Genomic DNA, 26,997 nt, shown 5'->3' with positions numbered 1-26,997 from the left:
TCGCCGTTTCGCAGATCTGCCTTATGCCTGTCGAAGCTAAACGCCGCCCTCCGCTTTTGTTTACGTCTAGACTCCGGGCGGCAGCTTCTCGGGTCATAATGCAGATCTGCTATACGGCAAAGATCGCCGTTTCGCAGATCTGCCTTATGCCTGTCGAAGCTAAACGCCGCCCTCCGCTTTTGTTTACAATCCTTGACATGGCAAATTTTCATAGATACAATTAGAATTGTATAATTTCACACCAATGAAATCATTATGGCAGTATGTTGAATGTTAATATACGAGCCGACTGAAAACGAAAAGAATAGCAGGAGGAGGTGACCTGGATGCCAGATGGAATCATCGGAAACATCATCTCCGCTTTGCTCGGTCTGTTCGTCGGTGCAGTTGTTATCTATTTAGTTATCAAAAAGGTGAATGATTCAAGAGTGACGGGTGCCAAAAACTCTGCAGAACAAATCGTCGAAGATGCGAAACGTGAAGCGGAGGCTATGAAAAAAGAGGCACTGTTAGAAGCGAAAGATGAAAATCACAAACTGAGAATTGAAGCGGAGTCAGAAGTCCGTGAACGAAGAGCGGAACTGCAAAAGCAGGAAAACCGCCTTTTACAACGGGAAGAAAATCTTGACCGCAAGGATGATGCTCTCAATAAAAGAGAAGCAGGACTGGAACGCAAAGATGATGCGCTTTCCAGTAGACAACAGCATATTGAACAAATGGAACGCAAGGCGGAAGATCTTGTTGCCATGCAACAGACGGAACTTGAAAGAATCTCGGCCCTCACACGGGATGAAGCGAAACGAATCATCTTGGATGACGTCGAGAAAGAGCTTTCTACAGATATCGCCGTAATGACAAAAGAATCAGAACAGCGTGCAAAAGAAGAATCCGAAAAGAAAGCGCGCGAAATCCTTTCCCTTGCATTACAACGTTTCGCTGCAGATCATGTTGCAGAAACAACCGTGTCTGTCGTAAACTTGCCGAACGATGAAATGAAAGGCCGAATCATCGGAAGGGAAGGTCGTAATATCAGGACATTGGAAACATTGACTGGTATTGATCTAATCATCGACGATACTCCAGAAGCGGTCATTCTATCAGGCTTCGATCCTGTCCGTCGTGAAACTGCACGTCTTGCACTTGAAAAACTTGTACAAGATGGCAGAATACACCCGGCACGTATTGAAGAGATGGTAGATAAGGCGCGCAGGGAAGTGGACGAACTAATCCGTGAAAAAGGGGAACAGACTACATTTGACGTAGGAGTTCATAACTTGCATCCGGATCTAATCAAAATCCTTGGAAGATTGCATTTCCGAACAAGCTACGGCCAAAACGTCCTGAAGCACTCCGTTGAAGTTGCTTATCTTGCAGGACTGTTGGCAGCCGAGGTTGGCGAGGATGTCACCCTTGCAAGACGTGCAGGTCTTCTCCACGATATCGGTAAGGCGATCGACCACGAAGTCGAAGGAAGCCACGTTCAAATCGGGGTAGAGCTTGCTACGAAGTACAAAGAGCACCCTGTTGTCATCAATAGTATCGCATCCCATCATGGTGATGAAGAAGCGACGTCTGTCATCGCAGTATTGGTTGCTGCAGCAGATGCATTATCAGCAGCAAGACCAGGTGCACGAAGTGAAACTTTAGAAAACTATATTCGCAGGTTACAAAAACTTGAAGAAATTTCGGAATCATACGAAGGCGTAGAAAAATCATTCGCCATCCAAGCGGGCCGCGAAGTCCGAATCATTGTTCGACCAGACCAGATTGATGATATTACTGCGCATCGACTGGCTAGAGATATTCGAAAACGGATCGAGGAAGAACTCGATTATCCGGGTCACATCAAAGTGACGGTCATTCGTGAAACGCGTGCAGTCGAATATGCAAAATGATAAAATGACTCCTGTCCAGCCATGGTTCAGGAGTCATTTTCTTATCGTTACATTTGAAGTTCGTATAAGTAGAAAGAGGTTACAATCATGAAGGTAATTTTTATTGGTGATATTGTAGGATCAATCGGCAGAGAGATGGTGTTCGATCATATCGCACGATTGAAAAGAAAATACAAAGCGGATGTCGTCATTGCCAACGGTGAAAATGCCGCTTCGGGCAGGGGAATTACAAAAGCAATTTTTGACGATCTTCTCCGTTCAGGCGTCGATGTCGTGACGATGGGCAATCATACGTGGGATCAAAAAGAAATATACGATTTTATCGATGATACCGATTATTTGATCCGTCCTGCAAATTTTTCAGATGAGGCTCCGGGAAAAGGCATGACGACGATTACTAAAAATGGAGTGACGTTATCAGTAATTAATTTGCATGGCCGAACATTCCTTCCGCCGCATGGCGATCCGTTTGAAAAGGCGGAGGAATTGATTGAAGAGGCAAGCGAAATTTCTCCACTTATTTTCGTTGATTTCCATGCTGAGGCGACAAGTGAGAAAATCGCTATGGGGTGGCATTTGGACGGAAAAGCATCTGTTGTCGTCGGGACGCATACACATGTTCAAACGGCAGATGACCGTATTTTGCCAGGCGGTACAGCCTATTTGACGGACGCCGGAATGACTGGCCCCTATGACGAAATATTAGGGATGAAGAAAGAGGATGTCATCTATCGATTCCGTACGAATTTGCCGACTCGCTTTGAAGTTCCGAAACGAGGCCGCGCCCAATTGAATGGGCTGTTTGTCGAGTTAAACGACCAAACAGGTAAAGCTGTCGCGATTGAACGTATTATGATCAATGAGGATCACCGATTCGAAGTATGAAGTGAGTCTATTCATCTCCTTCTTTTCATAAGATGACGTATGGATAAATACATTCCATAGACATCGTGAAAACAAGGAGGAAACATGGTGAGTCCATTGAAGGTATCATCCCGCTCTAATCCAAATTCCGTCGCAGGAGCACTCGTAGCGGTAATCAGGGATCAAGGGTATGCGGAAATGCAGGCGGTCGGCGCCGGCGCATTGAACCAGGCCATCAAAGCGGTCGCAATTGCACGCGGCTTTGTCGCTCCAAGCGGCAGCGACCTCGTTTGTGCCCCGGCATTTACCGATATTGAAATTAATGGTGAGGGACGAACAGCGTTGAAGCTGTTAGTTGAGAAGAGAAAAAGAAGTTAAAAACGTATTTGACAATAGCAATAAAATCCAAGGGGGCTATCCAGCAAGTCAGTGAAAACTGATTTTCTGCGATAGCCCCTTATTGTTGCAACGCCTATATAAGGTCTAATGTCCAAAGCAGATGGTTGCGCGTCCAAAGTAAGCCGTCTCGCGTCCAAAGCAGGTGGTCGCACGTCCAAAGCAAGCCGTCTCGCGTCCAAAGCAGGTGGTTGCGCGTTCAAAGCAAGCCGTCTCGCGTCCAAAGCAAGCCCACTCGCGTCCAAAGAAACCGCCAGTTGTCACACAGTTGCCTAAAACTGCTGAATTCCAGATGTGAAAAAAATCACACTACTTCAAAGTGGTAAGAAGTTCATGTATAATGGAATCGAATCTGTTCAATTCCCGCAAGGTTTGAAGAAAGGGGCTGTTTAAATGAATGAAGAACAACGCCTGGAAGCCGGGCTTGTCAAACCGGATACAGTGAAAACTGCATCTGCAACGGAAAAGGACTATAGTAAATATTTTGAAACAGTCTATACACCCCCATCCTTAAAGAATGCAAAAAAGCGCGGTAAAGAAGAAATCGCCTATCACGACGATTTCCAAATTGAAAAGCGTTTTATTGGCATGGGTGCTGGACGTAAATTTTATATCCGTACATATGGTTGTCAAATGAACGAGCATGATACTGAGGTAATGGCGGGCATCTTTACCGGTTTAGGATACGAAGCGACAAACATGGTGGACGATGCAGATGTCATTCTACTGAATACGTGCGCAATTCGAGAAAACGCCGAAAACAAGGTGTTTGGTGAATTGGGACATTTGAAGCCGTTAAAGCTTGAAAAACCTGATCTGCTCATAGGCGTTTGTGGCTGCATGTCACAAGAAGAGTCAGTCGTTAATAAAATCCTGAAAACATACGATCAAGTCGATATGATCTTCGGAACGCATAACATCCACAGATTGCCAAATATCCTTCATGAAGCATATATGTCCAAAGAAATGGTCGTCGAAGTTTGGTCTAAAGAAGGGGATATCATTGAAAACCTTCCAAAAGTCCGACATGGCAATATAAAAGCTTGGGTCAACATCATGTACGGCTGCGACAAGTTCTGCACATACTGCATCGTTCCGTATACCCGTGGAAAAGAGCGCAGTCGACGCCCACATGACATTATCCAAGAAGTTAGGCAGCTAGCCGCTCATGGATATAAAGAGATCATGCTGCTCGGCCAAAACGTTAATGCTTATGGAAAAGACTTCGATGATATTGAATATCGCCTAGGGGATTTAATGGATGACCTTCGTCAAATTGATATTCCGCGCATACGTTTTACAACGAGCCACCCAAGGGATTTCGATGATCATCTCATTGAAGTTCTTGCTAAAGGCGGGAACTTGCTCGATCACATACATTTACCTGTCCAATCAGGTTCAAGCGATATTTTGAAGATTATGGCGCGAAAATATTCCAGAGAACAGTTCTTGGAGCTTGTCGGTAAAATAAAAGCCGCCATTCCAAACGTCACGTTGACAACGGATATTATTGTCGGATTCCCGAATGAAACGGACGAGCAATTCGAAGAAACACTTTCTTTATATAAGGAAGTCGGCTTCGAAATGGCTTATACGTATATTTATTCTCCACGTGAAGGGACGCCAGCCGCCAAGATGGTGGACAATATCCCAATGGAAGTGAAAAAAGAACGTCTTCAACGTCTCAATAAGCTCGTAAATGATATGTCCGCAGAAGCGATGAAGCCTTATAAAGGTAAAATTGTAAAAGTGCTTGTAGAGGGAGAAAGTAAAAGGAATCCCGAAGTGCTTGCCGGTTATACAGAGAAGAATAAACTCGTTAATTTCAAAGCGCCGCGTTCAGTGATCGGCGAAATTGTGAATGTAAAAATTACAGAGGCCAAAACATGGTCGCTCGACGGAGAATTTATCGGTATCGTAAAAGAGGAAAAGGTGATGTCATAATGGAAAAGTTTTATACTAAAGAAGAGATCATTGCAAAAGCACGCGAAATTGCACATATGATTGCCAATACAGAGCAAGTTGAATTTTTCAAACGTGCTGAAGAACAAATTAATGAAAATCAAAAAATCCGTGAAAAGATTGCTAGCTTGAAATCATTGCAAACACAAGCTGTCAATTTTCAAATGTATGAAAAGGAAAGAGCCCTCCAAATTATTGAAGGGAAAATCGAGAAGATTCAATCTGAGATTGACGATGTTCCGATTGTACAGGAATTCAAACAATCACAGCTTGACGTGAATGAACTGCTTCAACTGGTCTCAAATACGATTTCCAACAGTGTTACAGACGAGATCATTGAATCGACTGGCGGGGATGTTCTACGCGGGGAAACTGGATCATACGTAAGAAGTACGAAACATAAGCCATTATCATAATCAAAACCGGTGAGGATAATTTCCTCATCGGTTTTTTCACTTTCTGGGCTTCTGGTGCATAGGATAAATAGACGTCAACGAAGGAGGAAACGAACTGAAGAATCTACGGCAAATTGTGACGAAGGCAGTCATTGCTAAAGGGAAACTAAGGACGGAATCGAATGTCTCTCTGAAGCCGCCGAATAATCCATCGAGCATTCTGGGCTGTTGGGTGATCAACCACACGCATCAAGCAAAAAAAGTGGGACGATACATTGAAGTGACAGGGAAATTTGATGTGAATGTCTGGTATTCGCATCACGATCACTCAAAGACTTCCGTCTATTCGGAATCGGTGCCGTATAAGGATAAGATACGGCTCCATTATCGGGATGAGCCGGTGTCCGGTCAGGAAGAAATTATCGTCAACGTCGTCCAGCATCCAAATTGCACCGAGGCACTCATCTCAGAATGCGGTGAAAAATTTATTATTAAAGTGGAAAGAGAATTGGTAGCGGAAGTTGTCGGGGAAACAAAAGTATGTATCACTGTTCATCCGCATCAATTTGAAGAGGAATGGTCATTCAATGATGAATCGTCTTCCCATCAAGAACATGACCATGACCATCACAAAGCAGATGAAGAGAAGCGTCATGACGATAGAGGAAAGGATTCACGTCCATTTTAAGCCGGATAAGCTTCCGGCTTTTTTTAAATTCGGGATTTTCCGCTTTGTACCTGTGAGGCTTCATGTTTTGATATAATAAAGAAAACGACAGATATTGCGAGGTTCTGGAATGACTACATATACACCAATGATTCAACAATATTTACAAGTGAAATCAGAATATGAGGATGCATTTCTATTTTTCCGTTTAGGAGACTTCTACGAAATGTTTTTCAACGATGCAATTGAAGCATCCAATATTCTTGAAATTACTTTGACGAGCAGGGACGGAGGAAGTACTGACAAAATCCCGATGTGCGGTGTGCCTTTTCATTCAGCTGAAGGATATATTGAGACGTTGGTCCAAAAAGGCCATAAAGTGGCAATCTGTGAACAAACGGAGGATCCACGGGCGGCTAAAGGGATTGTGAAACGGGAAGTCGTCAAAGTAGTAACACCGGGAACAATTATAGAAGGCAAATCTTTAGATGCCAATGCGAATCATTTCATCGGGGCTGCCGATCAGTTGGATGAACGACGGTATGCTTTGGCGTATGTCGATCTAGCAACGGGTGAAGGAAAGGCTGAAATTATTAAAGGTGATGAACGTACATTGATTGGCGAGATTGAAGCGCTCGGAATGAAGGAGATCGTCGTCCGGGAACGGTTGCATCTTACATTAAATGAATGGATGGCGAAAAGGGATATCGTCCTTTCGATGGAAAATGGGGAGGACATGCACTCTAAAACTGCTCAGCCGCATGTTCCAAGTGAATTGAATGAGGCATGCGATATTTTAGTTTCTTATTTGAAACGCACTCAAAAAACATCTTTGGATCACCTGCGTCCTTTTGAATATATCCAAAAATCCGGAAAGCTATCAATCGATGCCAATTCAATGCGCAATCTCGAGCTTGTCCAATCCATCCGGAGCGGAAGCAAAGAAGGAACGCTTTTCTGGCTGCTTGATGAAACATCGACAGCGATGGGTGCAAGGAAATTGAGAATTTGGATTCATCAGCCTCTGGCGGACAGGGTTGCGATAGAGGATAGATTAACGATTGTTTCCGACTTGATTGAAGATTACTTTCTTCGAGATGAATTAAAAACAGCTTTGAAGGAAGTTTATGACCTTGAACGGTTATCAGGAAGAATTTCCATGGGAAGTGCAAGTGGTAGAGATCTTGCACAACTTCGAAATTCCCTTCGACGGGTGCCGCATTTAAAAAATGCTTTACAACAATCTGGCCACGAACGACTCCAACGATTTTCTGAACAAATCGATCCGTGTCCGGAAGCGCTTGATCTTTTGGAAGTGTCTATTGCAGAAAATCCTCCGCTCTCTGTCAAGGAAGGCGGCATTATCAAAGATGGTTACCACGAAAAGCTGGACCAGTATAGAGATGCTTCGAGAAACGGCAAGGAATGGCTAGCTGGGCTCGAACGCGAAGAACGGGAACGTACGGGCATTAAAAACTTGAAAATCGGCTACAACCGCATTTTCGGCTATTTTATCGAAATTACTAAATCCAATATCCATCTTGCGGATTTGAGCCGTTATGAGCGCAAACAGACGCTTGCCAATGCGGAGCGCTATATCACTTCCGAACTGAAGGAAAAGGAAGACCTGATCCTGAATGCCGAAGCGGAAGGGCAAGAACTGGAATATACACTTTTTTGCACTGTGCGAGACGAAATGAAAAAATATATCCGCAAAGTTCAAAGGTTGGCTAGCGTCCTGTCCGAGTTGGACGTACTCTTATCATTCGCCGAAGTATCCGAGAAGCAAAGATTCGTCAGACCGCAATTCCATGACGGACGGGCCTTGGAAATTAAAAATGGAAGACATCCCGTCGTCGAGAAGATGATGGATCATTCATTATACGTGCCGAATAGCTGCAAACTGACCGAGGACGCAAACATGCTGCTCATAACAGGTCCGAACATGTCTGGTAAAAGTACATTTATGCGGCAAGTGGCATTGACAGTCATCATGGCTCAAATCGGCTGCTATGTGCCTTGCGAGTCCGCAACTCTTCCTGTGACAGATCAAATATTTACGAGAATCGGAGCGGCGGACGACCTGGCATCCGGTCAAAGTACGTTCATGATGGAAATGATGGAATCGAAATATGCAATTGCGAATGCAACTAGCAATAGCTTGCTCCTTTTCGATGAAATTGGAAGAGGAACGTCGACATACGACGGAATGTCACTTGCCCAGGCAATGATGGAATTCATCCATAATGAAATCGGTGCTAACACATTGTTTTCAACGCATTATCACGAGCTGACCAAATTGGACATCGAATTGGAAAGACTAGCGAATGTACATGTGGCTGCTATGGAGCAGGAAGGAAGAGTCGTCTTTCTCCATAAAGTGATGGCGGGTCCGGCGGATAAAAGTTATGGTATCCATGTTGCGCAGCTAGCAGGACTTCCGGACACAATCGTCGTCCGTGCTAAGGAGCTCCTTGACGCTTTTGAAAATGCAGAACAGGCGGCTGCCGCGCCTTCGGCATCCGAGCAATTGACGTTCTTTGATTTGCAGGAAGATCCTGACCCGGTGTCGGAAGTGGACAAGTCCGTTTTAGAGCAGATGAAACAGACAGACCTCTTGAACTTGACACCGATGCAGGCGATGAACTTGATCTTAGATTGGCAAAAACAATTAAGTACGGCTACGAAAGCGGATTGATGATTTACGACCAGCTTGCCTATTGCTATTCATTTTCATAACCAAAAGACATAAGGAGGGATTCAATGGATATCATTTCAGTCATGGATGATTCATTATCGAATAAAATCGCTGCAGGGGAAGTCGTTGAGCGACCAGCTTCGATTGTAAAGGAATTGGTCGAGAACTCGATTGACGCGGATAGCACATCGATTGAAATTGCGCTTGAAGAAGCGGGCCTTACATCCATTCGGGTGACCGATAACGGAAAAGGGATGTCACGTCACGATGCTGTCCTTGCGTTTGAGCGCCACGCAACGAGCAAAATATCGAATGAACATGATCTGTTCCGGATCAGGACTCTTGGATTCAGAGGGGAGGCGCTTGCCAGTATCGCTTCCGTATCCAAGGTCAGCCTCTTCACGTCTGATGGTGAAACGGAAGGGACGGAAGTGCAGCTTGACGGCGGCATCGTTCTGAAAGAATCCAACGCAGCATTCAGAAAAGGGACCGATATGACAGTATCGCAACTATTCTATAACACGCCGGCTAGGTTGAAATATATGAAAACAATCCAGACTGAGCTAGGACATACAATCGATCTCGTCAACCGTCTTGCGCTTAGCCATCCCCATATCTCTTTCAAGCTATCCCATCATAGCCAGACAATCCTGCATACATCAGGCAGCGGAGATCGGCGTAAAGTCCTTACAGATATTTACGGTATGGCGGTCGCGAAGAAAATGGTTCCGTTCAACGGGGAAAACTCCGATTTTAAAGTGGATGGATACGTTACTCTACCTGAAATGACAAGGGCATCCAAAAACTATATGACTCTTATCGTCAACGGAAGATGGGTGAAGAGCTACACAGCAAATCAAGCAGTGCTCGATGGATTGCACACCTATTTGCCGATCGGACGCTTCCCGATTGCAGTCATCAACGTTGAAACAGATCCGTTTTTAACAGATGTCAACGTGCACCCGTCCAAACAGCATATTCGCCTTAGTAAAGAGGGTGAACTGTTTGCCCTTATCAAATCATCAGTTCGCGAAGCGGTGAAAAGATCTATTATCGTTCCGGATGCTGTGAAACGTGAGCCTGTCAAAAGAATGCCTTCTGAGCAGGTAAGCATGTGGAATGAATTCCAGCCTTCAAATATTCGGAAGGAAACGACAGTTGAACGAGAGGAATTAGAAACGAAACAGGTAGTGGCTCAGTTTGAGAAGGAAAATTCTAAACCAGAAATGGAACTGTTCGAAAAGAAGCCAATCCAAACTGTTTACGAACCTATCGCCAAGCAGGAATATGTGCAAGCAGACTTGCCTGAGAAAGTGATGGAAGAACAAGAGGTATTGGATAATCTTGAAGTACCTGTTACCGAAACAATTGAAGTGAAGGAAAAAAGATTCCCTTCACTCGTTCCGGTCGGTCAAGTCCACGGCACGTATATCGTCGCTCAAAATGAAGACGGATTTTATATGATTGATCAGCATGCTGCTCAAGAACGCATCAAATATGAATTCTTTAGAGATAAATTGAGTAAAGTGGAACAGGATGAAAGGCAAATGTTGTTAATGCCGCTCATTTTCCATTATTCAGGCGATGAAATGGTGAAAATAGAAGAGAATCGGGAAGCGTTAAATGAGGTAGGCGTCTTTTTGGAGGAGTTCGGCCCTTCCTCTTATACAGTTAAGGAATATCCAGCGTGGTTTCCGGCAGGAGAAGCGTCGACGCTTATCGAAGAATTAATAGAGCAAGTGCTGACGAACCGGAAGACTGATATCGGCAAACTACGGGAAGAGACTGCAATTATGATGAGCTGTAAACGGTCCATTAAAGCGAATCATCATCTATCGATTGCAGATATGGAAAGATTGCTGAATGACCTGTCGCTTGCGGAAAATCCGTATACATGCCCTCATGGACGACCAGTCTTGGTACATTTTTCAACTTATGAAATTGAAAAGATGTTTAAGAGGGTAATGTAAAAAATGAATAGTCTCTTATATTGAACGAGGGGGAGGAATGAGGATGGGTGAGTTCATATTAACGATTGACCAAGGCACGACGAGTACGAGGGCAATACTGTTTAATCGGAAAGGCGAGATCGTTCATACGGCACAGCGGGAATTTAAGCAGATTTTTCCGAAGCCCGGCTGGGTCGAACATAATGCGAGTGAAATATGGGGTTCTGTCTTATCCGTCATCGCCTCAGTCTTGACTGAAAGCGGACATCAGCCAAAAGATATTGACGGAATTGGAATTACAAATCAACGAGAAACGACAGTTATATGGGATAAGAAGACTGGACAACCTGTCTACAACGCGATTGTTTGGCAATCAAGACAATCACAGCCGATTATCGATGAATTGAGGAATAGTGGTAAACAAGAAAGCGTCCGTCAAAAGACTGGGTTGCAACTTGATCCTTATTTCTCAGGTTCAAAAGTTAAATGGATTCTCGATGAAGTAGAAGGCGTTCGGGAGCGGGCGGAAAAAGGCGATCTGCTTTTTGGAACGATTGATTCGTTCTTAATTTGGAAGCTTTCGAATGGAGCCGTCCATGTCACCGACTATTCCAATGCATCAAGAACGATGCTTTTCAATATCCATGAGCTGCAGTGGGATAAAGATCTATGCGAAATGTTGGATGTCCCGATGAATATGTTGCCTGAGGTGAGAATGTCCTCTGAAATCTATGCTAATACCGACCCATCTGTTTTCTTTGGGGCTTCCATCCCGATTGCCGGGGCAGCGGGAGATCAACAATGCGCCTTGTTCGGGCAAACTTGTTTCCATAGAGGCATGGCAAAAAATACGTATGGCACTGGTTGCTTCATGTTGTTGAATACGGGCGAACAGCCGATGATTTCCGAAAATGGGCTTCTTACAACGATTGCATGGGGTCTGGACGGCAAGATTACATATGCACTAGAAGGAAGTGTGTTCGTCGTGGGCTCTGCCATACAATGGCTTAGAGATGGGTTGCGTATGATCAATAAGGCTGCGGATTCGGAAATGTACGCGAAGCGTATTGCATCCACGGATGGTGTGTACGTAGTTCCAGCGTTCGTCGGTCTAGGAACTCCGTATTGGGATTCGGATACGAGAGGGGCTGTATTTGGATTGACACGCGGAACGGAAAAAGAGCATTTCATCCGGGCTACAGTCGAATCGCTCGCCTACCAAACGAAAGATGTGCTTCTGACGATGGAAAAAGATGCAGGCATTGACATCGATATTTTGCGAGTTGACGGAGGGGCTGTCGCCAATACATTCCTTATGCAATTCCAAAGCGATTTGCTTCAAATCGAAGTGGAGCAATCGGCTTATTTAGAGACGACGGCACTTGGAGCGGCTTACCTTGCGGGACTTGCAACAGGCTTTTTCGAATCTTGCGAGTCTGTCGAAGCATTATGGGCAAAGGAAAAGACGTATTCACCAATAATGGAAGTGGAAGAGCGCGATGCCCTATACAACGGATGGATAAGGGCGGTTGAAGCGGCGCGGACTTTTAAATCTTGACTGGAGGAGAGCGAATGATGTTATCATCGATCACAAGGCCGAAAGTGAAACAGTTCATGCGCGACTATCAGTTTGACTTGCTCGTCATTGGCGGTGGAATCACCGGTGCAGGCATAGCATTGGATGCGGTTACAAGGGGATTGTCCGTTGCATTAATTGAGATGCAGGATTTTGCGGCAGGAACGTCGAGCCGCTCAACAAAGCTCATCCATGGCGGGTTGCGGTATTTGAAGCAGATGGAGTTAAAGATCGTTTCAGAAACTGGCAGGGAAAGAGATATCGTCTATCAGAATGCTCTTCATGTGACGGAGCCTGAGCGAATGCTGCTCCCTTTCCATAAAGGAGGCTCTTTTGGAAAGTTGTCAACTTCCGCAGGCCTCTTCGTCTATGATAAATTGGCAGGCGTCAAAAAAGAGGAGCGCCGTGAAATGCTATCCGCCGAAGAGACGCTAGCTATGGAGCCGTTATTGAAGGAAGATGGCCTGCTTGGCGGGGGACATTATGTGGAATACCGGACGGACGATGCGCGACTCACTATTGAAGTAATGAAAAAAGCTGCTCAAAAAGGTGCGCTCTGCTTAAATTACATGAAGGCAGAGCAATTTAACTATGATGACGGAAAAGTAAAAGGCGTGTTAGCTCGTGACATGCTCACTGGAGAAGAGATTGACATCAGTGCCTCAGTTGTCGTCAATGCGACGGGTCCTTGGGTAGATGAAATACGGGCGAAAGATGAATTGTCTAACGACAAACGATTACGGTTAACGAAAGGGATCCATATTGTCATCGATCAGTCGATTTTTCCTTTACGTCAAGCAATCTATTTTGATTCTCCCGACGAACGGATGATTTTTGCCATTCCAAGAGGCAACAAAACATATATAGGCACGACAGACACATTTTTTGATGGCGACCGTTCCAATCCGATTGCGAGCGAGGAGGACATTTCATACTTACTGGATGCCATTCATTACATGTTCCCGTCTGTTAAAGTCGAGCGAAAAGACGTTGAATCGACTTGGGCAGGTGTACGGCCGCTCATTTACGAGGAAGGGAAAGATGCATCCGAAATTTCGAGGAAAGATGAAATTTGGGAAGCGGGAAGTGGATTGATTACAATTGCAGGAGGCAAATTGACTGGATATCGTAAAATGGCCGAAACTGTCGTAGACCATGTAGTGAAGCGTCTACCAAAAACGTCGTTTGGTCCGTGTATAACGGAGCATCTACCGTTATCTGGCGGAGACTTTGGAAGTGAAGAGCAGTTCACTATTTTTACTGAAAGTAAATCGAATGAAGCGGAATTATACGGAATTTCGAAGCAAGAAGGTGAGATGCTCGCTTCCTTGTATGGCACGAATGTTGACCAAGTCTTTAATTATGTCAGTGCCGTTTCGACAGAGAATTCCATTTTACCAGCGATTTGGAAAGCGGAAATCCTCTATGCGATCCATTACGAAATGGCAATGACGCCTTCAGATTTTTTCATAAGAAGGAAGGGAGATTTATTCTTCAATATTTCGTATGTCAAGCTGTATAAAGAGGCGGCAACCGATTATATGGGAGCCATCCTATCCTATACAAAAGAAATGCGAGAGCGCTATCTTCACAAGTTGGAAGAACATATAAAAGAGGCTGAGGGGAAGGTTGGTGAACGAGTTTGAATGAACAAGCGTTGATGATGTCCGATCGTGTTTGCATCCATACGGTTTACGCGCAGCCTGATGTGAATCCAATCGCTCACATCCATATTATGCATGGGATGGCCGAGCATATAGGACGCTACGAACAGTTCATAGCATATCTCGTAAACGAAGGCTTCGCCGTATCCGGGCATGATCATCGAGGGCATGGCCAGACAGCCTCATTAAACGGGAAATTGGGACATTTCGGCGATTCGGTCGGCTTTGATCGGATTGTAGAAGATGCGCAAGAAATCATCGACTTTTACAAGGCTAAATTCCAAGCACCCCGAATGATACTGTTCGGCCATAGCATGGGCTCATTCGTAGCTAGAAGATATGCCCAGAAATTTGGCAGTGAACTTGATAAGCTTATTTGTTCGGGCACAGCAGGCGACCCTGGTGTAAGCAGAGTCGGAGGACAAGCGTTAGCGCATTTGAAGGGCAAAACAACGACATTCAGCGAGCCTGACTATTTTATTAATAAATTAGTATTCGGCGGTTTTAACAAAACAGTCGGCACGCAGAAAACACCATTCGATTGGTTATCGAGAGATAAAGAAGCCGTAGAAAAATATATTAATGATCCATTATGTGGATTCGTGCCGACTACCCGTTTTTTCATCGATCTGTTCGAAGGTCTTGAAAAAATAAATGATCATTACAACATAAGACAAATTCCTAACAGCTTGCCGATCCTTCTTCTTTCTGGATTAGATGACCCTGTTGGCAATAAAGGAAAAGGCGTCTGGCAGGCTGCAAGGCAATTTACCGATGTAGGCATCGAGGATGTAACGGTCATGCTATACGAAGGCGGACGGCACGAAATGTTGAATGAAGTGAATCGGGAACAAGTATTTAAGTTTATAAAGGATTGGATAATATAAGAATGAAACAAACAAATAAAGTCATTGCAATTGTCGGTCCGACTGCATCAGGTAAAACGGCATTAAGCATTGAACTTGCCAAAAGACTGAATGGAGAAATTATAAACGGGGATGCGATGCAAGTATATAAAGGCTTGAATATCGGTACTGCGAAAATCACCGAAGATGAAAAGGAAGGGATTCCCCATCATCTGTTCGACATTAAGGAACCGACCGATTCATTTTCCGTAGCGGAATACCAGTCTACTGTTAGAAATTGCATCGAAGAAATCCAAAATCGCGACAAACAACCGATCATCGTCGGAGGAACAGGATTATATATACAGTCAGTCCTATTCGATTTCAGATTTACCGATGAGGCAGGCGATGAAAAGATCAGAGCCGAGTTGGAAGAAGAACTGAAAACGGAAGGCGGGGCCGAGCGTCTATACAACCGTCTTCAGAAACTGGACCCTGCAAGTGCAGAAAAAATCCATCCAAACAACCATAGACGTTTAATACGCGCGCTTGAAATAATTGAAGTGACCGGTAAAACGAAAAACGAGCACGAGCAAGGGGCAGGTGCAGCGCCTAAATACGACCACCTCATTGTCGGTTTAGATTTGGAGAGGGAAGTCCTCTATGAAAGGATTAACCGAAGAGTGGATCTCATGATGGAGGAGGGTTTGCTTGAAGAAGCGAGAGGCCTATGGGAAAATGGCATCCGTGATGTCCAGTCAGTTCAAGCAATTGGATATAAGGAACTGTATCAACATTTTAAAGGCTTCCTCTCTTTGGAAGAAGCCATCGAGTTAATCAAAAAACATACTCGCCATTATGCGAAACGTCAAATGACATACTTTAGAAACAAGGTAGAGATTTCCTGGTTCGATGCACATTCAGACAAGGGAAAAATTATAGATGGAATTTTATCGATTTTAAAGGGTTTTGAAGAGGCTGAATCGAATAAGTAAAAAGGCAAGAGAAATATAGAAGCAATTGGAGGCTGGGGTGTATGTCACAAGGCAATATGCAAGAAACTTTTTTGAACTCATTACGGAAAAATAACACGTTTGTCACTGTATTTCTATTGAATGGTTTTCAGTTGAAAGGTCTTATCAAATCTTATGATAATTACACCGTTCTTTTGGAATCGGATGGCAAACAGCAATTAATTTACAAACACGCAATTTCCACATATGTACCTGCAAAACCAGTCGTGTTAAAGGACGAAGAATAACAAGCATATGTCCCAATGAAGGAACAGGTTCAACATACCTGTTCCTTTTTCTATTTGTTATATTCATTTTCGCCACGCGGCAATTCCCAGTGAAAACGATAAGAAAGAATACGTAAAGCCGCGACTACAACGAGCAGTGCGTATAATGCCCAATCGTAGCTATGAAGTCCGATGCCCACAAAAAAACCTGCTCCAGCCGCCCATATTGCATATATATCTTTCTTGAAGATAAGGGGGCGTCTGCCTGCAAGCAGATCCCTGATCACACCTCCGCCTGCACCGGTCAAAACGGCAGCAACCATAACCGCATAAAGTGACATATTCATATTGACTGCTAACATGGCCCCTTGAATTGCAAAAGCGGCTAGTCCGATGGCGTCAAAATAAGTGCCCCACCGATTCCAATGCCTAATAATAGATTTCGAAAAAAAGAAAATGAATGTAATTAATATCGAAGCGACGATGAAAAGAAAGTTCTGGTTCCATAATACAGTAGCCGGAATTCCGAGAAGAACATTTCGAACTGCACCTCCACCGAACGCCGTTACCATCCCTAATATATAGACACCGAATATATCATATTTTTCTTCTTGCGCAACTAATGCTCCGGAAACGGCGAAAGCTGCCGTACCGATAAAACTGAATACTTCCCAAGCCAATCATGTTCCTCCTAACTTCAAACAAAACAATTGTATATCAAAATACGTACTCCGCCAATACCAATCGTTTTTCATTGACCTATTCCATGAGACTGATAAGATATTATAGTGACTATTTGTAGGAATGAGGAAATTGAAATGATGATACATGAATTTGCTTCCGAAATCGAAAAGAAGGCGGAAGAAACGGAACAAACACTTGCCCCTTATTTTAAAGACGTGGAAAAGACAGCTTTTTTCAATCAAAGAAAAGTGCTGGCAGCATTCCGAAAAAATATGGTGAGCGATTTTCATCTAACCGGCTCGACAGGCTACGGATATGATGATAGCGGCAGGGATGTGCTTGAACAAGTATATGCAGACACTTTTGGCGCGGAAGCATGTCTCGTCCGCAATCAGATCATCTCAGGGACACACGCAATTTCTTTAAGCTTGTTCGGCGTATTAAGACCAGGTGATGAACTTCTCTATATAACAGGAAAACCATACGACACGTTGGAATCAATCGTATCCGGCAATGGTGAGGACACTGGGTCGCTCATTGATTACGGAATTACATACAAGCACATCGATTTGAAAGAAGACGGCACAGTAGATTTCGAAGAAGTAAAGAAGAATATCCATACCAAGACGAAAATGGTCGGTATACAACGTTCAAAAGGATATTCGGACCGTCCTTCTTTCCGTGTAGATGAAATCGGTGAAATGGTACAATTCATCAAATCGGTGAACCCTCACATTATTGTATTTGTAGACAATTGCTACGGTGAATTTGTCGAGACGAAAGAGCCGGTAGAAGTAGGGGCCGATTTAATGGCAGGATCGCTCATCAAAAATCCAGGAGGAGGTCTTGCAAGAACCGGTGGATACATTGCGGGACGTGCCGACCTTGTAAAAAAATGCGCTTATCGTATGACGTCGCCTGGAATTGGTGCGGAGGCAGGTGCATCACTTGATACGCTGCTGGAAATGTATCAAGGCTTCTTCCTTGCTCCCCACGTCGTTAGCCAAGCAGTGAAAGGCGCTCTTTTTACAGCTGGTTTCCTCGATAGCTATGGATTCGATACGACACCACATTATTCGGCTAAGCGAACAGATTTAATACAATCCGTAAATTTCGGCAACGCTGAGCAGATGATCGCTTTCTGTCGAACAATCCAAGAAAACTCGCCGATCAATGCGCATTACGCTCCCGAACCATCGTATATGCCGGGTTATTCCGATGACGTCATTATGGCTGCAGGAACATTCATACAAGGTTCCAGTATCGAGCTCACAGCAGACGGTCCGATCCGTCCGCCATACACGGCTTATGTACAAGGCGGTTTGACGTACGAACATGTGAAAGCGGCAGTCATGTCTTCTGTAGATAAGTTATTAAAAGATAAGATGATGTAAGGTAGTTAATGAAATAAGATAGGGCTGTCCGGACAGGTTAAGTATAATCTACCTTCTGGATAGCCTTTTGTATATTTGATTATAACAATCATCAAGCGCTCAACTATTCCGATAAGCGCTCAACAATTCGATAAAGCGCTCAACAAACGCGGCAAGCGCTCAACAATCCTGATAGTGCTCAAGAAACGCAGCAAGCGCTCAACAATTCGATAAAGCGCTCATAAGACGCAGCAAGCGCTCAACAATCCTGATAGCGCTCAAGAAACGCAGCAAGCGCTCAACAATCCTGAAAAGTGCTCATGAAACGCAGCAAGCGCTCAACAATCCTGAAAAGTGCTCATGATACGCAGCAAGCGCTCAACAATCCTTGAAAAGCGCTCATAAATCGCAGCAAGCGCTCAACAATCCGTAAAAGCGCTCAAGAAACGCAGCAAGCGCTCAACAATTTGATAAAGCGCTCAAGAAACGCAACAAGCGCTCAACAATCTAGAAAAGCGCTCAAGAAACGCAACAAGCGCTCAACAATCCAGAAAAGCGCTCAAGAAACGCAGCAAGCGCTCAACAATCCAGAAAAGCGCTCAAGAAACGCAACAAGCGCTCAACAATCCGTAAAAGCGCTCATGAAACTCAATAAGCGCTCAAAAGGCGCAACTCAATAGAAAAAAGACTGTCTCGCAAAGTCGAATCGACTTTCCAGACAGTCTTTATCAATTTATTTCATTAATGAATCTGACGATACACGCCTACGACTTTACCTAGAATGGAAACTGAATTGACGATGATCGGTTCCATCGATTCATTTTCCGGCTGCAAACGGAAATAATCCTTTTCTTTGAAGAAACGTTTCACTGTCGCCTCATCTTCTTCAGTCATTGCGACTACAATTTCTCCATTATTAGCTGTATGTGTCTGTTTTACGACGACATAATCCCCATTTAATATCCCAGCTTCTATCATACTATCTCCTACTATTTCAAGCATGAACAGCTTATCATCAGACGTGCCATATGTATCCGGCAACGGGAAATACTCCTCAATGTTCTCAATTGCAGTAATCGGCAATCCAGCGGTAACTTTTCCGACTAACGGAACATGCACAACACCAGATTTAAGCGCAGTCAAACCTTCCGGATCTAGTATCTCGATTGCTCTTGGTTTTGTCGGGTCTCTGCGGATATAACCTTTACTTTCTAATCTAGCTAGATGTCCATGCACGGTTGAACTTGAAGCTAGTCCGACAGCCTCTCCAATTTCACGAACGGAAGGCGGGTATCCTTTAAGTTTCACTTCATCTTTTATAAACGTTAGGATATCCTGCTGTCTTTTTGAGATTTTTTTCATTTTTCCACCCCTCCAATTAATAGAATCAATAATTAGCAAATGTGCGAACGAACGTCCGTATCCACAATTGTTTCTTACAAAGAGTATAACAGGTGTTCGGGCAATTGGCAAACAAAGGTTCGAAAGTTTTGTTGACTTCTAAAAATTCGTGTCCTATAATGGGAACAAGTATTCCGAACAAACATTCTTGGAGGGGTTTTTTTATGGCTTTCATTCAAAAATATGGCTTTATCCTTTTGATTCTACTTCTGTGCACTGCTTTTACAATTGCAGGCGTCATGAAAGAAACGAAGTCTGCTTCAGATTCGTTCATTGAAATTACAATATCGGAGGGCGATACTCTCTGGGGGTTAGCTAGAAATTATTCTGAACAAGATCACCCGAAAAAATGGATTGCAAAAGTAATGGAAATAAACGATATGGAATCCACGACGATCAAATCAGGAGAAACATTGAAATTGCCGCAATTGGATCCGCTCATGCATGATACAATGTTGACTGAATTGGCAGGAGAAGAATAAGGGGGGGAGAAAATGAAGACATGTGTCATTTATTGCCGTGTCAGCACGGAAAAAGATTCACAGGAAGTCTCACTAGCGAGACAAGAAGAGGAACTGAACCGGCTTGCGGACGAACTTAGTCTGAAGGTTGTACATATATTTAAGGAAAAGCATAGCGGCTATGATATGGAACGGGAAGGGCTGCTTGACTTATTAGATTGCATACGTGACGAAAAGATAGATGCAATTCTCATCCAGGACGAAACAAGACTGGGCAGAGGGAACGCTAGAGTCGCTATCTTGCATTTGCTTGCAAAGACAAACACCGAAGTCATTACAAACCACGATAACGGGGCATTGAAATTGAACGAAATGGACACAATGCTGCTAGAAATACTGGCGATCGTCGAAGAATATCAACGAAAATTACATAATGCCAAGATTCGCAGGGGGATGAAACGGGCGGTCCGCGATGGATACAGGCCAGAACGGAATTTAAAAAATAAAGGCAACCTAGAAGGACGCGAACGGAAAGAAGTTCCCGTTAGTGAAATCGTCTCATTACGGCAAAAAGGCCTCACTTTCGAAGAAATCGCAGGCGTATTAAGAGGCCTCGGCCATAACGTAAGCAAAGCAACGGTCCACCGCCGATATAAAGAATATGAACAAGAGCAGGAAGGCTGATTTGTTGCACTTCCTGCTCTTTTTGTATACCTTCAAAGTATAGTTTTAATGAGTTTCACTTCAATTGTTAATGGTATTATTGTTATTATTATTAAAGTTTTATTAGGATTGAAGCGGAAAGCGTCCGCCTGAAGCGTAAATCCGGTGTACAATTGCATGTGGACAACACAACTGGAGGAATTCGATGTTATCAAAAGATAAAATTAAACGTATCAACGAACTATCAAAAAAGTCGAAAACAATCGGCCTATCAATCGAAGAAGCAAAAGAACAAACACAACTGCGCAAAGAATACCTAGAAACATTCCGTTCATCCATGCGTGACACAATCGAAAACGTCAAAGTAATCGACCCCGAAGGCAACGACGTTACACCCGACAAAGTGAAAGACGCACGCAACAAGAAGTTCCTCAACTGAACATCTGGACATAGAATGGATTGTATTTCATCTATGAATTGACTACACTATAGATGGTATAACAATTGCAACTACAAGATAAAGCACGGGAAAGGATGTTCTGAATGACCGAAAAGATTGACCAATTAGCAATAAACACAATACGAACGTTATCCATCGATGCGATCGAAAAGGCGAATTCCGGCCACCCGGGATTGCCAATGGGCGCTGCTCCGATGGCTTACACATTATGGACGAAGCATATGCACCATAACCCTTCGAATCCTGAATGGTTCAACCGCGACCGTTTTGTCCTCTCGGCAGGTCACGGCTCCATGCTGTTATATAGCTTGCTCCACTTAAGCGGCTATGGATTGCCTATGGAGGAATTGAAATACTTCCGCCAATGGGGATCGAAAACACCTGGGCATCCTGAATACGGCCACACAGTAGGTGTTGAAGCGACAACAGGGCCGCTTGGTCAAGGAATCGGTATGGCAGTCGGTATGGCAATGGCTGAAAAGCATTTGGCAGCAACGTATAACCGTCCAGGTTTCGACGTCGTCGACCACCATACATTCGCTCTTTGCGGCGACGGAGACCTTATGGAAGGCGTGGCGGCAGAGGCGATTTCCCTTGCAGGTCATTTGCAATTGGAAAAACTAATCGTCCTTTACGACAGCAACGACATCTCCTTGGATGGAGATCTAGATATGTCATTCACGGAAAATATCCGTAAACGTTTCGAATCATACGGCTGGAACTATATCCGCGTGGAAGACGGCAATAATATCGGTCTGATTTCAAAAGCGATTGAAGAGGCTAAAGGTAATTCAGGAGGCCCGACAATCATCGAAGTGAAGACGGTTATCGGATACGGTGCGCCGAATAAATCCGGAAAAGCCGATGTTCATGGAGCTCCCCTTGGAGAAGACGAGATGAAGTTGACGAAGGAATACTACAAATGGACATACGAAGAAGATTTCTGTGTTCCTGAAGGCGTCTATGAGACGTTCAAAGAGGCGACTGATGAGTTGGGCGTTAAGAAGGAACAGCAGTGGAATGAGCTGTTTTCACAATATGAAAGCGAACATCCTGAGTTAGCTAATCAATTGAAAGCTGCCATCAAAGGTGAAATGCCTGAAGGACTTCAAGAAGCGCTTCCTACGTATGAAGCCGGATCATCCCATGCAACTCGATCAGCTTCAGGAGACGCAATCAATGCCATTGCTAACGTATTGCCTTCATTCTTCGGAGGCAGTGCAGACCTTGCTGGTTCAAACAAGACGACAATCAAAGGTGCAGGGGACTTCCTCCCAGGCGATTTCTCAGGCCGTAACATTTGGTTCGGCGTCCGTGAATTTGCGATGGGTACTGCTTTGAATGGTATGGCGCTTCATGGTGGTTTACACGTGTTTGGCGGAACGTTCTTCGTATTCAGTGACTATGTAAGACCTGCAATCAGGCTTTCTGCTCTTATGGGAATGCCTGTCACATACGTGTTTACACATGATAGCGTAGCAGTTGGTGAAGATGGTCCGACGCATGAGCCGATCGAACATCTGTCTTCCCTTCGTTCAATGCCAGGATTGACAGTCATCCGCCCAGCAGATGGCAATGAAACTTCAGCTGCATGGAATATTGCGGTTTCATCGAAAAACAGACCGACAGTTCTAGTGTTATCCCGTCAAAACTTGAAAGTATTGCCGAAATCGGGCGAACTTGCAATGGATGGCGTGAAACGCGGTGCTTATGTAATTTCTCCTTCCGAAAAGGAAGTGGCGGATGGGATCTTAATTGCTACAGGTTCAGAAGTGAATCTTGCTGTTGCAGCACAAACAAAACTACGGGCAGATGGAATCGACGTTGCAGTCGTTTCAATGCCTTCATGGGATTTGTTCGAGCAACAGGATGAGCAATATAAAGAAACTGTACTGCCGAAAGCAGTGAAAAAACGTCTATCTATTGAAATGGGTGCATCTTTAGGCTGGCATAAATATGTTGGCGATGAAGGTGGAGTCATAGCAATCGACACGTTTGGCGCAAGTGCTCCAGGGGAAAAGGTTATTGCGGAGTATGGCTTCACTGAAGAGAATGTAGTTCGTGAAATGAAAGAAATCCTAGGTCGTTAATTATTGCCGCTTCGAAATGTCATAAGACTACTATTTCGAAGCGGCATTTTTTTAATATCATTTAGACTCATTATTAAAAACCTTTCGACAACATTAGTGTCTTTCTTTACCGTGTTTTGACAAACTTTTTACTTTAGTTGGGATAGACTATGTAAAAGGAGGGAACAGTCGTGAGAACTTATGATATTTATAAAGTTAAGAAAAGATACCAATCATTTATTCTAGGCAGAGAAGGCCTTCTCTATGATTTGCTAAAGGATCATGCGCAAGAAGAGCCGATGCAGGAAGTTAAGTATTTATGTGATGAAATTGAAGAATCCGCGATTGACCAAGCAATCCTCAGCAATTTGGGAAAAAGCTTTACGACAGTCGAAAGTGATGATGGAGAATATAAATTATCTCATCCGATGAAAGGGTCGATCCATATCTCGCTGACCCCGTATTCTCTTCAAGCGTATTGCGATGGTTCACGCATGCTCGATCTAGACTTGTTCGTTGCATTATCTGGAGCGGATGATCGTTTTTTTGCCGTGATGGACGAGCATGGCGAATGGGGCTGGCTGAAGCCTATTAAACAAGAAGCTCAGCTCGGGAACAATCGAACATTCCTGTTTTAAGATTCAATTCGACATTATATATAATTATTTACTCCCAGTCATTGCTATCCTCCGTCCCTTTGTTGTATAATCCATCATGGTAGAGTATTCTCGAATCACGGTAGTGAAGGAGGTAAAGCGGATGAGCACGATTTGGGTAATCCTCATTGCCGTCGTCGCGTTAATCGCAGGTGTGGCCCTCGGATTTTTCATTGCACGTCAATATATGATGAAATATTTGAAGGAAAACCCGCCGATCAATGAACAAATGTTACGTATGATGATGATGCAAATGGGACAAAAACCTTCACAAAAGAAGATTAATCAAATGATGGCGCAAATGAACAAAGTAAGTGATAATGCAGGCAAGAAAAAATAAGCTAACTTATCTTCATTTGAAGTTTCGGACAAGCTATCGAAATCTCGATGTAATCGACAAAAACCACTTTTTACTGATCAGATCAGGAAAGTGGTTTTTTATATTGCCTTATTTTCTTCATTTGCTCTTTAAATAGCCAGTTGTACGTTCTGGTTGTGATGCAAATAGCTTTTATGTAATTGCGAATCCTGTTGATTGTGATGCGAAATGGTTAATTTTCGTTGCAGGCGGTTTTCTTTGTGTTGCAATCATTTCATTGTGTTATGGCACGCTTTCGTTTCATTGCACCATATGCAATCGGATAACCGGCTTTCTCAATACAATTTCCAACCACTCCTATCTATGAAAGGTACAGCGCAACTTTTTAAGATATGAAACGTATTACTAATAATCGGAAAATTATTATGTGCACTGTAAGAATCAGACCAGTTAGTAAAAAATAAAGGAGATGCAATATGAATAACTTTATGTATACATTATATGCCTTAATTTTAGGCATCATTTCTTTCTTTACTGGTGAAATTGTTACCTTTATAATGCTCGGGTTTATTTTAATCGCCCTGATTAATATCAATACAACTCTTAAAAAAATCACTACGAAAAAAGATGAATAGAAAAGTTAATGAAACCGCGGAAACGTTATATGCTCAGTTTACAAATCGCTCTACTAAAAATCGGCCTCTAATCGTCGGGATAGATGGACTAGGAGGCGCAGGTAAAACTAGTTTCATCGCAGAGTTGAGCCGAGAGTTAAAAGGTTATAACTGTGAAATCGATATGTTTCACCTGGATGATCACATTGTTGAAAGGAATAAACGTTATCAAACGGGTTACGAAGAGTGGTACGAATACTATTATTTGCAATGGGATATCGAAGGATTAAAATCGAATTTACTACAACCTTTGCATATTCGCGACCAACTCAATTTGCCACATTATGAAAAGTCTACTGACGTAATTTCCACTAGGCAGGTTGATGTGTTAAAGGACAGTATCGTACTAATTGAAGGTATATTTCTACAAAGGAAAGAATGGAAATGCTTTTTTGATTTTGTTATTTTCCTGAATTGTCCCTTTGAATTAAGGCGAGAAAGGGTATTGCGTCGTGATTCTTACTTAGGGGAATACCAAGCGAGATTGAAGAAGTACAAAGATAGATATTGGTTAGGAGAACAATACTACATGGAGACAGTCAACCCTCTCAGCACTGCGGATTTAGTAGTAAACTATTAAGGGGGAGAAAAGTGAATAAAAAGGAAGGTATTAACGGAAAAGCACTCGTATCTATAGTATTAGGGATTCTAGCATATGTAACGCCGTTAATTGGATTTGTTTTAGGGATTATTGGACTTTTTCTATCCATCGTAGTGATAAATGAGATCATTGGAACAAAAGTGAGTGGCGCTGGTATTGCAACAATGGGTTTAATTATTTGTATTGCAGGCATGGTACATCAATCACTTTCAGTCCTAAAATTAATTTGTTAAGTCGCTGATCGAATACAAGTCTAATGTAATAGGGAGGGGAACAAACTTTTGCTCCATAAAATCATTTATCCAATATTAATATTCCTTATTTCCATATTAGTGGTCCTTGTTATGTATTTGAATCACCGAGATATCCAAAATGACTATTATTACTTAAGACTCTCAGGAGAAAGCACACATTGGAAGCTAACTGATTATCAGATAGAAATAGATCCGAAAAACACATTTTCAGGAAACGGGATATTATATTTCAAATCAGAGAACGGTGATCATACTACCCAGTACTATAACTTGAGTATGCGCGCTATCATAAATAACGAAGAAACGTCATTACATGGTCAAATAGTATCAGGACCCGAATATTTTCAGAACGGAGTTAAAATAGGGAGTATCGAAGGTCCTTCTCCTATTACGAAAAGTGGAGATTCCTTAACGTTTAAAGATATAGATGAAATATACACAGTGATTCGATGGGATGAAACAGGTAGTGGAAATACGCAAGAAGAGACTATCCTATTATATTCTAAAGAAGTAAAAGAATAAGCGCGCGCAATATTAAACAATTTGACTGTCCATCAAATGAGTGCGATTTATTTCAGGCAATGCGGTAATTTAAATAGAGATGTAGAGAGGATGATTTAGATTCAGGGATTCCACCCTTGATACTGCGATAAATATTATATCTAAATGTTGCTTTACTCTAAGAGCATTCAGCTGCAAAGATGATTTTTTTCTTATTCATCTAACGGGGGAGTTTAGCAACTCATTTTTTATATCTAAAATATTTTTTCAATGGAAGGAAGAGTAGGGAAGATTACTAGAAAAAAACGCTCAAACATTAAATTTCTGAGCGTTTTTCTCTCTGTTTACCTAAACCGTTAAATGGACGACACAATCTTGTTATATCAGTACGCCAACCTAACTTCTAAATCCATTTCAATTTCACTCATAGAAAAGAAGGTTGTTAGTCTTCTTGTAATAGATTCAACCAACGCCTCCGCCATTTCATCTGGAATCGGCTTTTGATAAATCATCGTGAATCCGATAAAGCAGTCATCGATCGGATTAAAGGCCGTCCCACCTTCGCCTTCCCCTTTGCTAACGACTTCCACGAAGCCTGCGAGGACAATTGTATTCAGAATCCCTATATGCAGAATGTTTTTCTCCCGTTCAGTTAATCCTGTACGGTCTTTAATTCTAATGTGAATACCTTGTTTCAATTCTCCAACTCCCTTTGTTCGACTCTTCACAA

General features: G+C 43.2%; 27 protein-coding genes. 23 read left to right on the top strand and 4 right to left on the bottom strand.

Features of this window, described 5'->3' with window-relative positions; all coding sequences use genetic code 11:
- The first annotated feature begins 326 nt into the window (after window positions 1-326).
- From rny to ACTHPA_RS07070, 3 genes are all read left to right on the top strand, one after another.
- A complete protein-coding gene (gene rny, locus ACTHPA_RS07080) occupies window positions 327-1,895 on the top strand; it encodes a ribonuclease Y (protein WP_440499457.1) in 1,569 nt (522 codons plus the stop codon).
- Window positions 1,896-1,982: 87 nt separating this feature from the next.
- Window positions 1,983-2,780 (top strand): TIGR00282 family metallophosphoesterase, encoded by a 798-nt coding sequence (locus ACTHPA_RS07075; protein ID WP_440499456.1) that lies wholly within the window; start codon window positions 1,983-1,985, stop codon window positions 2,778-2,780.
- 87 nt (window positions 2,781-2,867) lie between these two features.
- Window positions 2,868-3,137 (top strand): stage V sporulation protein S, encoded by a 270-nt coding sequence (locus ACTHPA_RS07070; protein ID WP_153010004.1) that lies wholly within the window; start codon window positions 2,868-2,870, stop codon window positions 3,135-3,137.
- Here ACTHPA_RS07070 and ACTHPA_RS07065 read toward each other — a convergent pair.
- The gene (locus ACTHPA_RS07065) at window positions 3,134-3,400 is read right to left on the bottom strand and encodes a hypothetical protein (protein ID WP_440499455.1); all 267 of its coding nucleotides are present in this window, start codon (window positions 3,398-3,400) and stop codon (window positions 3,134-3,136) included. The two genes, ACTHPA_RS07070 and ACTHPA_RS07065, sit on opposite strands and share 4 nt — an antisense overlap.
- A gap of 148 nt (window positions 3,401-3,548) precedes the next feature.
- On the opposite strand from ACTHPA_RS07065, the gene miaB reads away from it, so the two are divergent.
- The 10 genes from miaB to hfq all read left to right on the top strand — a co-directional run bounded on the left by miaB (window position 3,549) and on the right by hfq (window position 16,172).
- Window positions 3,549-5,099: a tRNA (N6-isopentenyl adenosine(37)-C2)-methylthiotransferase MiaB gene (gene miaB, locus ACTHPA_RS07060; RefSeq protein ID WP_440499454.1), complete on the top strand. Its 1,551-nt coding sequence runs from the start codon at window positions 3,549-3,551 to the stop codon at window positions 5,097-5,099.
- A complete protein-coding gene (locus tag ACTHPA_RS07055) occupies window positions 5,099-5,533 on the top strand; it encodes a RicAFT regulatory complex protein RicA family protein (RefSeq protein ID WP_440499453.1) in 435 nt (144 codons plus the stop codon). The genes miaB and ACTHPA_RS07055 overlap by 1 nt, the downstream gene beginning before the upstream one ends.
- Before the next feature lie 115 nt (window positions 5,534-5,648).
- Window positions 5,649-6,200 carry an outer spore coat protein CotE gene (gene cotE, locus ACTHPA_RS07050; protein WP_440499452.1) on the top strand — a complete coding sequence of 184 codons (552 nt, stop codon included), beginning with the start codon at window positions 5,649-5,651 and terminating at the stop codon, window positions 6,198-6,200.
- A 109-nt stretch (window positions 6,201-6,309) separates the two neighbouring features.
- Entirely contained in the window at window positions 6,310-8,877 is a 2,568-nt protein-coding gene (gene mutS, locus ACTHPA_RS07045) for a DNA mismatch repair protein MutS (protein ID WP_440499451.1), read from the top strand.
- A 65-nt stretch (window positions 8,878-8,942) separates the two neighbouring features.
- Window positions 8,943-10,847, top strand: a complete 1,905-nt coding sequence (gene mutL, locus ACTHPA_RS07040) for a DNA mismatch repair endonuclease MutL (protein ID WP_440499450.1) — start codon at window positions 8,943-8,945, stop codon at window positions 10,845-10,847.
- A 43-nt stretch (window positions 10,848-10,890) separates the two neighbouring features.
- Complete coding sequence (gene glpK, locus ACTHPA_RS07035) at window positions 10,891-12,384, top strand: glycerol kinase GlpK (RefSeq protein ID WP_440499449.1); 1,494 nt, start codon at window positions 10,891-10,893, stop codon at window positions 12,382-12,384.
- Between the two features lie 14 nt (window positions 12,385-12,398).
- Window positions 12,399-14,048, top strand: a complete 1,650-nt coding sequence (locus tag ACTHPA_RS07030) for a glycerol-3-phosphate dehydrogenase/oxidase (protein WP_440499448.1) — start codon at window positions 12,399-12,401, stop codon at window positions 14,046-14,048.
- Window positions 14,045-14,953 (top strand): lysophospholipase, encoded by a 909-nt coding sequence (locus ACTHPA_RS07025; RefSeq protein ID WP_440499447.1) that lies wholly within the window; start codon window positions 14,045-14,047, stop codon window positions 14,951-14,953. The genes ACTHPA_RS07030 and ACTHPA_RS07025 overlap by 4 nt, the downstream gene beginning before the upstream one ends.
- Before the next feature lie 2 nt (window positions 14,954-14,955).
- On the top strand, window positions 14,956-15,906 hold the full coding sequence (gene miaA, locus ACTHPA_RS07020) for a tRNA (adenosine(37)-N6)-dimethylallyltransferase MiaA (protein ID WP_440499446.1): 951 nt from the start codon (window positions 14,956-14,958) through the stop codon (window positions 15,904-15,906).
- A gap of 41 nt (window positions 15,907-15,947) precedes the next feature.
- The gene (hfq, locus tag ACTHPA_RS07015) at window positions 15,948-16,172 is read left to right on the top strand and encodes an RNA chaperone Hfq (protein WP_251694746.1); all 225 of its coding nucleotides are present in this window, start codon (window positions 15,948-15,950) and stop codon (window positions 16,170-16,172) included.
- Between the two features lie 50 nt (window positions 16,173-16,222).
- Here the strand turns inward: hfq and ACTHPA_RS07010 are convergent, their stop codons facing one another.
- Entirely contained in the window at window positions 16,223-16,831 is a 609-nt protein-coding gene (locus tag ACTHPA_RS07010) for a trimeric intracellular cation channel family protein (RefSeq protein WP_440499445.1), read from the bottom strand.
- Window positions 16,832-16,969: 138 nt separating this feature from the next.
- Between ACTHPA_RS07010 and ACTHPA_RS07005 the strand changes: the two genes are divergently transcribed.
- Window positions 16,970-18,229: an aminotransferase class I/II-fold pyridoxal phosphate-dependent enzyme gene (locus ACTHPA_RS07005; RefSeq protein ID WP_440499444.1), complete on the top strand. Its 1,260-nt coding sequence runs from the start codon at window positions 16,970-16,972 to the stop codon at window positions 18,227-18,229.
- A 720-nt stretch (window positions 18,230-18,949) separates the two neighbouring features.
- Here the strand turns inward: ACTHPA_RS07005 and lexA are convergent.
- Entirely contained in the window at window positions 18,950-19,570 is a 621-nt protein-coding gene (lexA, locus tag ACTHPA_RS07000) for a transcriptional repressor LexA (protein WP_440499443.1), read from the bottom strand.
- 203 nt (window positions 19,571-19,773) lie between these two features.
- Here lexA and yneA point away from each other — a divergent pair, with 203 nt between their 5' ends.
- The 9 genes from yneA (at window position 19,774) to ACTHPA_RS06955 (ending at window position 26,288) form a co-directional block, all read left to right on the top strand.
- A complete protein-coding gene (gene yneA, locus ACTHPA_RS06995; protein WP_440499442.1) occupies window positions 19,774-20,091 on the top strand; it encodes a cell division suppressor protein YneA in 318 nt (105 codons plus the stop codon).
- 12 nt (window positions 20,092-20,103) lie between these two features.
- On the top strand, window positions 20,104-20,754 hold the full coding sequence (locus ACTHPA_RS06990; protein WP_440499441.1) for a YneB family resolvase-like protein: 651 nt from the start codon (window positions 20,104-20,106) through the stop codon (window positions 20,752-20,754).
- 184 nt (window positions 20,755-20,938) lie between these two features.
- Entirely contained in the window at window positions 20,939-21,172 is a 234-nt protein-coding gene (locus ACTHPA_RS06985; RefSeq protein WP_440499440.1) for a DUF896 domain-containing protein, read from the top strand.
- Window positions 21,173-21,276: 104 nt separating this feature from the next.
- Window positions 21,277-23,283 (top strand): transketolase, encoded by a 2,007-nt coding sequence (gene tkt, locus ACTHPA_RS06980; RefSeq protein ID WP_440499439.1) that lies wholly within the window; start codon window positions 21,277-21,279, stop codon window positions 23,281-23,283.
- 170 nt (window positions 23,284-23,453) lie between these two features.
- Entirely contained in the window at window positions 23,454-23,900 is a 447-nt protein-coding gene (gene sirA / locus ACTHPA_RS06975; RefSeq protein WP_440499438.1) for a sporulation inhibitor of replication protein SirA, read from the top strand.
- Between the two features lie 121 nt (window positions 23,901-24,021).
- The gene (locus tag ACTHPA_RS06970) at window positions 24,022-24,258 is read left to right on the top strand and encodes a YneF family protein (protein ID WP_060208743.1); all 237 of its coding nucleotides are present in this window, start codon (window positions 24,022-24,024) and stop codon (window positions 24,256-24,258) included.
- 606 nt (window positions 24,259-24,864) lie between these two features.
- On the top strand, window positions 24,865-25,491 hold the full coding sequence (locus ACTHPA_RS06965) for a kinase (protein WP_440499437.1): 627 nt from the start codon (window positions 24,865-24,867) through the stop codon (window positions 25,489-25,491).
- Between the two features lie 11 nt (window positions 25,492-25,502).
- Complete coding sequence (locus ACTHPA_RS06960) at window positions 25,503-25,745, top strand: DUF4190 domain-containing protein (protein ID WP_440499436.1); 243 nt, start codon at window positions 25,503-25,505, stop codon at window positions 25,743-25,745.
- A 48-nt stretch (window positions 25,746-25,793) separates the two neighbouring features.
- Entirely contained in the window at window positions 25,794-26,288 is a 495-nt protein-coding gene (locus ACTHPA_RS06955) for a hypothetical protein (protein WP_440499435.1), read from the top strand.
- Window positions 26,289-26,650: 362 nt separating this feature from the next.
- Here ACTHPA_RS06955 and ACTHPA_RS06950 read toward each other — a convergent pair whose 3' ends face one another.
- Entirely contained in the window at window positions 26,651-26,965 is a 315-nt protein-coding gene (locus ACTHPA_RS06950; RefSeq protein WP_440499434.1) for a hypothetical protein, read from the bottom strand.
- Window positions 26,966-26,997 lie beyond the last annotated feature (32 nt).

Source organism: Sporosarcina sp. SAFN-015, from assembly GCF_051966875.1.
Taxonomy (GTDB): Bacteria; Bacillota; Bacilli; order Bacillales_A; family Planococcaceae; genus Sporosarcina.
Note: the sequence above shows the minus strand (reverse complement) of the source record. Positions and strands in the feature narration are given on the sequence as shown.